The sequence below is a fragment of the Shewanella sp. 1180_01 genome (genome assembly GCF_052850535.1).
In genome coordinates this window covers 1-12,342 of sequence record NZ_VXCT01000039.1, presented here as the reverse complement: position 1 = coordinate 12,342, position 12,342 = coordinate 1, and the positions used below count along the sequence as shown (strand labels likewise).

The following is a 12,342-nucleotide window of genomic DNA, read 5'->3' as shown; positions in this document are numbered from 1 at the left end:
CTAAGCCGCCTGTGCGGCGGTGAACAGCAAGACGTGTTAATCAACTTGCATGACTTTTTTCTAAGCCGCCTGTGCGGCGGTGAACAGCATTAAACGTGGATTGAGTTAGCTTTAGCTTTTCTAAGCCGCCTGTGCGGCGGTGAACTTACAAATTCTTCAAGAGTTACCAGCTTAATATTTCTAAGCCGCCTGTGCGGCGGTGAACAGAAGCGGTACAGGCAGTAAGTAAAGGCGTTGTTTCTAAGCCGCCTGTGCGGCGGTGAACATGTTTTCAATGTTCCAGTTGCGGTAACTAATTTTCTAAGCCGCCTGTGCGGCGGTGAACTTGGTGGCTCAGAGCAATACACTGATGCTACTTTTCTAAGCCGCCTGTGCGGCGGTGAACTGCTTTGCATATTTCATCCTTTGTCATACCTATTTCTAAGCCGCCTGTGCGGCGGTGAACCATAATTGGCAGCTTTTAACGCCTCAAACTTTTTTCTAAGCCGCCTGTGCGGCGGTGAACTCAATCTAAGCCAGCCATATGGTTGGCCTGATTTTCTAAGCCGCCTGTGCGGCGGTGAACATTGCGCGAGATAAGGTTGTAAATCTGCGCAATTTCTAAGCCGCCTGTGCGGCGGTGAACCCTTATTTCATCATTTAAGGCAACAGAGCAAGTTTCTAAGCCGCCTGTGCGGCGGTGAACAATGCGGATACGTGGTGTGGTACACCTGCGGATTTCTAAGCCGCCTGTGCGGCGGTGAACGGGTGCAATCTGGGGGTGTCGCTGACGGTTCTTTTCTAAGCCGCCTGTGCGGCGGTGAACATATTACATCTAATAAGACTTGGCCAGCTAGCTTTCTAAGCCGCCTGTGCGGCGGTGAACGCAGCATAACAGATGCACTGCAGATCCTATATTTTCTAAGCCGCCTGTGCGGCGGTGAACAGATTTTGCGTGAAATTTTCTGCTTATCTAAATTTCTAAGCCGCCTGTGCGGCGGTGAACGGTGCCTCCAGAGCGGGGGATATGCGCAAAATTTTCTAAGCCGCCTGTGCGGCGGTGAACTTGGCGAAGGTGACGAGACGGTTAAGTTTAAATTTCTAAGCCGCCTGTGCGGCGGTGAACATGTTAACCTTGCCAGCTTTCCCGCTTTGCCATTTCTAAGCCGCCTGTGCGGCGGTGAACGTTGGATCTCGATATTCACCAAGCAGTGTTTCTTTCTAAGCCGCCTGTGCGGCGGTGAACGAAGCTAAAGACATCGGACTCACAGGTGTAATTTTCTAAGCCGCCTGTGCGGCGGTGAACAATCGGTGACGCCGCTAGTATTGCGCGAGTTGTTTCTAAGCCGCCTGTGCGGCGGTGAACAATAGATTACTAGTTTAAAAGTGAGTAACTACAATTCGTTAGGTTAAAAAACATTATTTTACCTTACGAAAAACACACTACAGTAACTCACTGTTTCTATTTGATTTGTTAAAGAGCATAAATTATAAGGTCAAAACTTGGGTAAATAGCCTCTGCTTGATAATCCATAACTGTCAAACGAAACACTTCCCTCCTTTACTACAGCACTATGTGTTTGTTGAATAAATAAAGGAAAGCGCGAATCCTTAGTGTAACTTTGCATATAAACAAAGGGCGCTTTGGTCTTTTTAGGTTTAAAACCTTCAAAATGCGCTGTAGCTTGCACTAACGTTTCATTATGACGCTTCATTCTTCGAGCGATTTCCCGCGCTTTATTCGCACGGATTGCTGGGCGTGAATAAGCTACATAAACTTCTATTTTTTCGGGCACGGGACGGATACTACTGATATGCAAGTAGTCGGTAAAATGACGCAGCCAATTGCTTACCTTTAGATCTTCCAAATGCTGAGGTTGAGTTGCCAGCAAGCGTAATTTTGAGCCTAAACTGTTATCCATTTCATTAAACTGTGGAAATGCGGCAGCAATCTCAAATTGCCCTACCCGATTTTTATGCTCGACCAAAGCAAGATGCACTTGATGATAGAGTTTCTCCCAGAGGAAATAATGCCCCACTTCCTCGTTGGGCAATAAGGTAATGTCTAGATAATGATTCATCGCAACTCCTTATTCACCAAACACACCGCCACGGATCAGCATGGCCATAACATAGTGTTGTTGTTCAATGCTAGGGATCTTGTCTTTGAGCATCCAAGCATCTAACAAATTATAAAAATCGTTTTTTTCTTTCGGTTGACGGTAGGCCGCACCGCGGTTAGTCACAGAACCGTAGGGTTCAACCGCAATCGGTCCAATTTCTTCAAAATCGGGGTGCCAAGTGTCAATCGTACGCAATGCATTACCGATTTTTTGCGAGTGCATTGCCGCTTGTCCATCAAGTTGATAAAGGAACTTACTCTTATCTCCCTTACCACCGCCCATCACTAATTCCTGTGAAGGGAATACCGCTTGGCCTTGTCCAAGTTGGCTGTATGCCTCGACCTTAATCAGGGCGTGTTTTTCCATTAAGCCAAATTGAATTATTTTCGCCAGCTCGTTTATCTGCTGATCATCGGCAAAATCACGTAGATTGAAATCATAACTATCAAAGGTAAAGTGCTGATTATTGGCTGTTACGACAATTTTCACCGCTTGTGCTCCAACACGGTTGCGCCATAAAAAACGGCCATTAGCGATATTCTGCGCATAGCGTTTTGCCAGTTCACTAAATTGAGTTTCAATTTGATATTGCTTCACTTTTGCGGCTAAGGCTTCCTGATAGGCTGGATCGTTACACGTTGACGGTATGTGTAAGTCACTCAGGATGCGTAGGGTAAACACTAATTTTAGCGTGTCTGTATGGTGGGGAAGCGCTGCAATATCAACCGTTTGTAAATTCGCCTTAGAGACTTCGGCATCAAGTTTTGCAGGATCGTTTGCCGTTGCGGCTTTTAATCGGTTTGAAATCGTTCCTCTTACGGCTTTTTCTCCCACTATGATAGGTTGCCATACATTTTCATCCCAATTGCCCGCAAACATAAGGGCGTCGGATGGAAGCAATTTTGCTTCAAAAGCTAACACTGATGGTGTACTCAGTTTGATATCTGCCATGATTAATGCTCCGTTATTAATTAATAGTCATCTAAATTAAATGAGGTTAATGCAGCGTCAACATCTGCAATGGATGGTATATCTACTTGAAATGGTTCTGTCTTTGCTAAGTACCAAGGATGTTGGTAGCTGTAGCGCCATATTCCCGCGCTAATATCAATTAACCGATGAATACTTAGCCATTCGCCTACGCTGTAAGCGGTTTCGGCAAATGCCACAGGGACTGACTTATCCCGCACATTAGCAACCTGCCCCGCTTCGTATACTGGCGAGATAGCACAATAACCTGTTGCAATAGGAACTAAATAACCCGCTTGAGGCTTTGGCACATAATGCCAATCCGCTTTGATGGTATCTGATGGTCCGCTTATTTCAGGTTCCGTATCTAACCGAGTTGCCTGATAATTTAGGGTGGCAAAATCACACCAAGCATCAAACAGGCTTGGCTTAGCACCATGAACGACCTCTTGCTGTAATCCATTAACATGGCTCGCAAGGTAATCACTACGATCAATTAAGATAAATCCCGGCATTAAACGCCGTAGTGCTTTTTGCTGCTGTTCGTGGTCGCTCAATATCTCAATTTGCCCGTAGTGAGTGATCTGCCCTCCCGCTAGCCTCATTGCAGGTAACAAAGCGTTAATCTGGTCTATGAGCATTTGCTCTGTTTGATTATCGCCTTGAATTAACCCCTTAATTTCGATCAATAAAGAAACTTGCAAGTTCATGCGCCCTTCTTCATTGATTGGTGCGGTATTTCCTTGTTGAGTTAATGGATTACGAGTCAAAGCAAAAACATAATCTCCCCAGCCTTTAGGTTGGCGAGCATGCACCCTGTTTTTGTGACTCACGACGCAAACGCCACCTAAGCTCACATCAAGCTCACGAGATAACTTGCGTGATAAAGCATGGGCAAAACCTAAAAAATTCGTTATCGCCGGAAACCCATAGGTCAACCCTGCAATGGCATTCGCATTTTGCACATCGAGTTTTTTAATTAATAAATACTGCGACATTCTATGCATCTCCATGTTTAGGTGTATGACGCTCAAAGGTTTTAAGCTGCACTAGACATAATTTCTTAACATACTGATGTTCAATATCACCTAGCACATATCGTTCTTTATTTTGTAGCTGAGCCAATAACCAAGTCGCAAAATCGTTGGCGATGATGTCTTGCCAATCGCCTTTGGCACGCTCCTGCTGAAAACGCGGTTCTGGGTTGGCGACATCGAGCCAAAGACCGTGAGCGGTTTTTAATTGACACTCAGCCGACGTTGCCCAACCTGCAAATTCCGTCATATTTTGAATAATGGCGGCCTCATTAAGTAGCACATCGATAATTGGCAACACAAAACCATAATCCCGTTGATATCGCGCTTTAAAATTGTTTTCTTGCGCGGTTACCCCAGCCAAAAACGCTTTAAATTCGCGAATAAAACCTGCGGTTTTAAACCGCAATTGGCGGCTAAAAATACTGGCACTCGTGAGCGGCGGCTTGCTTTGAGCTTGATAATGCGGTGGCGCGCAATTGAGTAAGAAACTTTGTCCATACCGCTCGCTATTAAGTTGAGAGATATTTTGTGGTTTTGAGCCACCAAAGTTTTGCACTGCTGTTGCCGGGAATATCTTCTCGAGCGATGCGTGATAATGACCTTTTTTACGCGCCTCTCTAATTGCTTTGGGCTCATCGCCAAAACGAGTTGATGTGACGTGATGATATAACTCATGGGCTAAGGATGAAGAAAACAAAGGACACAGTAAGTGATAGTGTTGTGATTCATCGCCATTAAGCACCGTTGATACTGGAAAGTACAATTGCTTAGTTAAGGTATGTCCCGTTAGTTTTTCATCTGCCAATGCTCTAGCAAATCCAAGCTGCCACTCTTTAAGTAACTCAGTATCTTGAGTAAATGCAGTTAAAGCATCGACATGCTGAGCTTGTAGCTGCTTGATGAGACTTTCGCCATTGACTGATATTTTCAGCAGTTTTGCCACATCAAGTGCCGCCGCATTACCGACAGCATCTATCGCTTTATTCGCTAGACTCGCCGTGTTCAGATAGGTCTGCGATTCTGGCGCAGTATCCGCTACCAATATACTGCTGGCTTTAGCATCACTGTGGGTAAACTTAGCCGCATGGGTTGCTAGACTAATCTGTTTGGCGCGTTTTGCAGCATAAGTTAACCAATTCACCGGATTAAAATCCGTTTCAATCGGTGCTGCAACTTCGGCATATTCCCTATTTGCTGTTGCTATTTCGATAGGATCCTGTGTTTTTTCAAGTATCTTATCCCGTGCTTTTTGTAGCGGTTCAAGCTTGGTTTGCTTACGCTGAGCGATATAATCGGCAAGCGCATCGCTTAAAGTTAATTCCATGGGCTGTCCTTATTGTCTTTACATTCGTACACACCAAGTTGTTCGTGCCATGCCCACACTAGGGCGGGTTGATCTTTATTTGCCATTCGAAGGTTAATCTCACCAAATTGCTCACTCACTTTAGTGATCGAACTGTCCAGTAAGTCAGCCAAGTCTTGATATATTTGTTCGGTCGATGGTTTAAACCACCAGAAACATCCTTTAGCTAACGGGACTATTTCAGAGTTAAAACGATGGTTTAACGTGGGATATTGATAGGGTTTATGTGTGGTATCTAATTGACACCAGGTTAATATTTCATCTTCTGGTAATCGCAATAAAAATGCCTCTTGGGGTTGCGATTGGCGAAATGCGGTTTGGCGAATAAACTCCCCACTCCAAGCAACATCATGCTTCCACCACAGATTGGCCTCTTTATAACTGCGATAAAAAATGACTCCAGCTTTGTCTTTGCCAACAGGTCCTAACGCCAGTTGCAAAGCACGATGTTCCTGCCCCCAAAAGGAGTTTACTGCCTGAGCATGTTGTTTTTTGTGCAGATCGCTATATTGAAATTCACTGCCATTAGCACTGGGCACTGGCTCCATAATTCTTGGAATTGCCGAAATGGCATCGAGTTCAGTAGTCAGTAATTGGGTTAAATCATGTTGTAGTAAGGGTAAAGCGGCACTTTCAAACCCTGGCTTACAGTACGCTGGATGCTCATTTTTTAGTGCCCGAATATTTTTATTTAAAACTAATAAATTAGCCGTCTTAGGTACCTGCTGACGATGACGTTGAATACGTCCTGCAAGTTGGATTAAAGCTCGCAATGAACTAGGTTCAGCAATCGCCCAGTCATAGTCATGATCGCGCCCCACTTCAACGACTGAAGTGCCTAACACGATGAAAATATTATTCGAAGTATTGGTCATTGATAATGCCTGCTGAATTTCAGGCTGGCGCCACAAATTGGCTTCATCGTGACGTGATAAGGCGTTATCGAGGCGACTTTCTTTGTAAGAGCGATGTGCTAATGGAAACTGCGAATGGTAAACACAGTAATGGATACTGTAATCGGCTTGCGGTGACATGTTAATCAGTAACTTAGCAACAGCGATCATTGGATTAATATTAGCCATACGCACAACACCTAAAGACACCTTACGCCCTGATGGATGTACAACATGGTGCATATCATGTAGCTGGTGTAGACATCTGTGTAGCGTGGCGGCAACACACTCATCAAAGGTGGTTGGCGATGCTAATTCAAGCTTTACCAGCTCTCCCCTACGGACGACTTGTTGGCAAGCGAGCTTTTTAACTCTTTTACTCACAAAAATTTTATGTTGCTCAATATAAGATCTTGAGTTGGATATCTCTAAAGTTTCACTTTTATATTCATCAAACCAAGCACACCAGATTGGAGGCTGTTCGGTCGTGGCGAAATGCGCCTGATTAAAATGCTGGCGGCCAGCATGATAGGCATCAAATAGTGTTTTGATCAACGATGGCGGCAGTGTCGCTGATGACAGTAAAACTCTAGAACCTAACATGCCTGCCCAGTTCACTAAGCGACATAGTGCGGGTAAGTCCTCAAGTCCAAAATCATCCGGCTCATCTAAAATTAAATCAGAGGTGAGTAATCGCAACATAGGCGCAATTTGTTTACCTCCTCGCAAGCTTTCAGTGGCAGGCATTAGATGATCAATGGTACTGACCAAAATGGGCGCACTCACTAATTGCTCCAATTTAGGACTCGCAGCAAGCCAGTGCTTTAACCGCCCATCATAAATTTGACCTTGATAACTAATAAATAATTGTTCGAAAAGACCCTCTGCCGACTCACTACCAATCTGCTTATGCTGCGGTGTTGCATTGTTCAGTTGATGTAAGGTGCTAACGGCCTGTGAACCAATCAGTACCGCTAGCTCATCATCCCCAAGTTTAAGTAAATCCCGATAAGCATCACCCGTTTGTAAGGTAAGCGTTCGTAAACCTAGTGCGACTGAAAAACGGCAACCTTCTCGTTCATCTGCTAAACCATACATAATGCGGGCATTGGCTATGGTTTTCCCGCATCCGGTTGAGGCCATATTGACCCCGAAAAAACCTTGTCTCTCACTGCCTTTAGCTATCAACTTAGCTTGAGCAAAAGCCTTATCTTGCCAGCGATACTTGCCGTTTGTCGCGTTCTGACTAAATAACTTATGTTGGGCAATCGCTGGTAAAGTATATTTTAAAGCAGGTAAGTTTTGTGCAAAGCGCTGGGCATTCACCGCTACACCAATATTATGCTCATCAAGCTGTTGCTTTAACGCATTACCCGCCTGTGGCACTCTATTATGATCAGTATTAGCAAAGGCGTTGTAAGTTTTATCTCGCCACTGAACTTTAGATTTTTCAGCGGGAAGAGAGGAATAATAATGATCGGCGAGCATCAACGACAAGCGCGCCATATGTCCAACAAAGCGTTGCTCAAGCCAAACTTGTTCAGTAAATATCAATGGACAATTCAGCGCACGTTCGGATAAGTTTCGGGCTTTATGCTGCCAAGGCCGACTTAAGAGTGGCGTACCTTGACTAAACTGCCAATTTTGCCTGATAAGATCCGTATCTATTGCCGTCATGTTTTCTGCATTCGCTGAATTCCAATGGCAACTAAAACAATGAGAGAGCCAGCTGTCTATTTCCTTTGTATGTACGCTACCTACATGGGCGAGCGGAAGTCGGTGGTGCGATACAATCAACCAAGCCACCAATTTGGCAAATGGTGCAAGTTGATCAAAAGGTCGCTGATATCCGGAGTCTTCTTTAAACAGCCTAGACAAAACCTGCTGTTCTATTTCAGTACTGTTTTTATCAATGTTGGCCAATTTCTCCAGCCAATCCTTATCCGCTAAACCATTAGCAAAGGCTTCAAATAATCGCAGGGACACCCACTCATGCCGATAGGGCTCCCCCTTAGACTCGGTTAACCCTTTAAGCTTTAACTGAAATAAATCATTCGCTTTTCCAAAATCATGAAATAATCCAGCAATACTCGACGCAAGGACAATTACTTCATTTAAATGCCAGCCCTGCTCCCATTCTTTATGTTCCAAATTAAGCTGAGTGCGATTCACCGGCACTATGCCTTGTTCATTAAATTTCAATCGATTTCCCACGACCCACAAGAGCTGAGTTCTAGAACGTGAGCGGATCCAGTGGCAACTCACTGCAGTACTTCGACTTGCAGTTTGTTTGAGCATTTTCTTAACCGTTAACAGGCCATCTTCGGTGATCAGGGTTTGCCAAGTGTTATCGCCTATGCGGTTAGCAAAAGCATCAAGCACACGGCGGGTCTTTTTCAGGGCATTTTTCTCGCACTGACTGATGAATGTCACCATCATAGCTGTTGTACCTTATAAGCCTTGGGCTGCAATTTGCTCAGCACTGTAGTCCTGAAGTGCAACGTCTTTCACCGTATTAAACATAAAATCTAATGCTTTATGATCGGTAAATGCCTGCAATACTTGCTGACGAAATTCTTGTTCAGTGGCGTTCTCTTTGGCGCAAACAAAAGCCCACGGCAGCACTATGGCGTCTTTGATGAGATCAGCGACATCGAACACTAATGCTCCGCGGCGAGTTTTCCCGTGCATCACGGCAAAACCATGCGGAATGCCCAACACCCAGAGGCAACTAGCTGCAAGTCCATAGGCTAAATAATTGCCGTGGTTTAAAAAGTCATTAGCGATATCGGTGCTTTGGTGTTGACGGGTAAAATCTTTGAGTTGGGTATTATTGGCGGCGTGCTTGTATAGCACTTTGGTTAACTGAGCTTCGGTCAATAGCAGGTCCGACTGTTTGGTTGCCACCTCTGTGCGGGCATGAAAAGTCTCAAGCGCAGCTTGGATTGCCGGATCCTTAAAAATAAAGCCTTCCGTTTTGAGTTCGCGATCCCTCTGCCACACTTGCTCGATAAATTGGATGCGGGCTTGCTGAAAGGTTTTCGCGGCGAGTAATCGTTTTTCATCATCGAACCAAAATTGCATCCAACCGTGCAAATATTCAGTGGGCCGGTATTCACTCTGGGGCGTCAGCCATTCCACTTCGCAGGTCATATAAAGTGGCGTGCCGCCACCGCCACAAAAGCCGACTAATACACCTGCCTGCGCCAGCATTCGCATGGCAGCTTGGGTGATGGACGTGCCATTGCCCAATAACAAAACTGTGGTGTTGGCGATGGGGATATTGAAATATTGGTTTTCGTTTTTTGCTTCAGTTAAGTAAAGCACACGACCGTCTTTCTGCATCACTCGGCAGTATTCGAGGTAATAAACATTAGCTCGTTTAGAATGCAGTATCGTTTTTAAATCCGAGGGAGAAAGATCGTCCATAAATACCTCCATGTGGAATGAAAAGCTTTAACTAATCAAAGCTATCGTCCTAATTCAAGCAATAGTAACTTAGAACCATTTGATTCCCTATGCAACAATCGATACATCGCTCACATATCAGCAACAACCTCACGAAAAACATACATTGTCAGAACCAAAGTCAATAATTAAGAAAGGATCAAAGGATCACAAAATCGATCTGTTGAAGTTGGTATATCCGAGCATACCTAATTTTTGTCCCTCTGAGAAAATAGCGAAAATAATTATTTATAATCAATACCATAGATAGCGTTCAAAATTATGAACGCCCCCTAAAAGCCCGCTAATAAAACAACAACCAAGCCCTCTAAAATCCTCATATGTAGTGAAGCACTGCGTGTCGCTGCCCCCGCAATCAACCGCGCCGGAAGGACCCGCGATGATAATGGTTCGCATCTGCAGCAAGTTGAGAGCGATTCTCATCATCATAAAGTGTCGCGTTCGGTTTCAATCAAACCGTGAGCATCGGCGAGACACAAAATCCGCCCATCTGAAAATCAAAATTCCTCATAATTGCACATGATCATCGCTCTATTCCTATCCATGCAGGATGACTAATATAGGTAAAGATAACGACTCTGGCACTCGGTTAAAATGAGCCTAGTCCTAGACAGAAGCAATTCACCTAAAACCGTCTAAAACCGTTTAAAACCTTGGCTTTTACCCTCTTCACCCTATTGCCAACATTTAACACCAAAGCAACAAATACACGCTATTGCATCCTTCCTTAGGGTTGATGCAATGACTCGTCTGTAGCCCTACTGCTGCATGGGCTAGAGTGCTCCCAACTTTTTGAGGCTATCTAGGGATTATCTAGGCCGCATCGAAAAACGGTTGAACCATATTGGTGCAACACACTGAACAACACCCATTGAATAGAAACATATCAATAACAATTCAAACTAAGGCAGCATGAGCCTAAAAACGCGTTCAATCACTCAGAAACAGTGTGCAGATCATCCCAGTTCGCCTGCTTTTGATGACCAAAAACGGGGAGCGGATAACGCCTTCGCAGGATGAGGCAGCGACCGAAACCGTGAGCCGAATAGAAGGATCCATTTGGGCGCCATCAATTCACCCAAAACAGCCAAAAACCTCGCATTTTGCCCTACCCTTTACGCCCTCAAGCGTTAACACAAAAGCAACAAAGGCGCGCCGTTGCATCCTCCTTAAGGGTTGATGCAACGACTTGCCTGTAGCCCTACTGCTGCATGGGCTAGAGTGCTCCCAACTTTTTGAGGCTATCTAGGGATTATCTAGGCCGCATCGAAAAACGGTTGAACCATATTGGTGCAACACACTGAACAACACCTATTAAATAGAAACATATCAATAACAATTCAAACTAAGGCAGCATGAGCCTAAACACGAATTCAATCACCCAGAAACAGTACGCAGATCATCCCTGTTCAACTGTTTCCCATGACCAAAAACGGGGAGCCGATAGCACTCAAGCAGAATGAGGCCGCGACCGAAACCGTGAACCGAATAGAAGGATCTATCTGGGCGCCATCAATTCACCCAAAACAGCAAAAAACCTCACCTTTTCCCCTACCCTTTACGCCATCAGGAGTTAACACAAAAGAAACAAAAACACGTCATTGCATCCTCCTGTAGGGTTGATGCAACGACTCGCCTGTAGCCTTACTGCTGCATGGGTTTGAGTGCTCCCAACTTTTTGAGGGGATCTAGGGATTATCTAGGCCGCATCGAAGAATTATTGAAGCATAATGGTGTAATAGCTCCATCATGATACAACATATAAGTAACAACTAAGGCAAGAAAAACGTGTGGTATTCTCACTCGTCATCGTCGCACAACACGCCTATAGAAGCCCTATCAATGCCGGCTTCACCCACAATCATCAGCTAATGCTTGAACGACTAACGCACCTGCAGGTAAAGCCGCTGACAAAACGTAAACATGCACATTGATGCCAGGCATCAATACCTATCCGCCCAACTAATCTCCCTGCCTCACAAAGACTATTTAGCCAGCGTGAGATCAGCGGACACACCTGCAGATCAACACGGCAGGATCATAGGACCAAGCAGAACAATACGCTTAGATACCGACCATCATCGACCACTGGCATTAACGTATAGCTGTTCAGCGCTCATGATGCGCTTTAGGATGGGTAAAGCTGACGACTGGGCATGAAGCTTAAGGTGATCGAGTGACACGTCTGCAGGTGAAGATAGTGGTCTAAGAATTGGTTAAACCGAACGCACGATTGAACTGGATTAGTCTTAACTTAACCTCCCTATATTCAAACCGCGATGCCATTAGATCCGATAGATGGCTTTAACCCACTTCTACTCAAAGTTTGCCGCAGCTCGAAGTTCAGCCATTTGTTGTCTGATAATTTGAGATACATAATATAATGACTACCAAAAAGTAAGGTCTGATCATGAGGGATTTCATAAACCGTTACAGTGAATCAAACTTACCTAGTCTGATTCATGTCCTGACACACCGTCTTTTTGCGTTAGCTTTGGGCTAACGCGTTT

At 44.8% G+C, this 12,342-nt stretch carries 6 protein-coding genes and 1 CRISPR repeat array (1 of these 7 only partly in view); all 6 genes read right to left on the bottom strand.

Annotated features, from left to right (window positions below):
* A CRISPR array of direct repeats spans positions 1-1,345; the repeat unit is 28 nt; unit sequence TTTCTAAGCCGCCTGTGCGGCGGTGAAC; it reaches 2,104 nt to the left of the window's first position.
* Between the two features lie 130 nt (positions 1,346-1,475).
* From cas6f to cas1f, 6 genes are read right to left on the bottom strand one after another with little or no spacing between them, the layout of a single operon-like run.
* Entirely contained in the window at positions 1,476-2,060 is a 585-nt protein-coding gene (cas6f, locus tag FW758_RS17375; RefSeq protein WP_263164452.1) for a type I-F CRISPR-associated endoribonuclease Cas6/Csy4, read from the bottom strand.
* 9 nt (positions 2,061-2,069) lie between these two features.
* Positions 2,070-3,053, bottom strand: a complete 984-nt coding sequence (gene csy3 / locus FW758_RS17370; protein WP_012089883.1) for a type I-F CRISPR-associated protein Csy3 — start codon at positions 3,051-3,053, stop codon at positions 2,070-2,072.
* Positions 3,054-3,073: 20 nt separating this feature from the next.
* A complete protein-coding gene (gene csy2, locus FW758_RS17365; protein ID WP_012089884.1) occupies positions 3,074-4,069 on the bottom strand; it encodes a type I-F CRISPR-associated protein Csy2 in 996 nt (331 codons plus the stop codon).
* A 1-nt stretch (position 4,070) separates the two neighbouring features.
* Positions 4,071-5,432, bottom strand: a complete 1,362-nt coding sequence (gene csy1 / locus FW758_RS17360; RefSeq protein WP_446446044.1) for a type I-F CRISPR-associated protein Csy1 — start codon at positions 5,430-5,432, stop codon at positions 4,071-4,073.
* On the bottom strand, positions 5,423-8,803 hold the full coding sequence (gene cas3f / locus FW758_RS17355) for a type I-F CRISPR-associated helicase Cas3f (RefSeq protein ID WP_446446043.1): 3,381 nt from the start codon (positions 8,801-8,803) through the stop codon (positions 5,423-5,425). Before cas3f ends, csy1 begins: the two co-directional genes overlap by 10 nt.
* 12 nt (positions 8,804-8,815) lie before the next feature.
* Complete coding sequence (gene cas1f, locus FW758_RS17350; RefSeq protein WP_012197496.1) at positions 8,816-9,793, bottom strand: type I-F CRISPR-associated endonuclease Cas1f; 978 nt, start codon at positions 9,791-9,793, stop codon at positions 8,816-8,818.
* Positions 9,794-12,342: the final 2,549 nt, after the last annotated feature.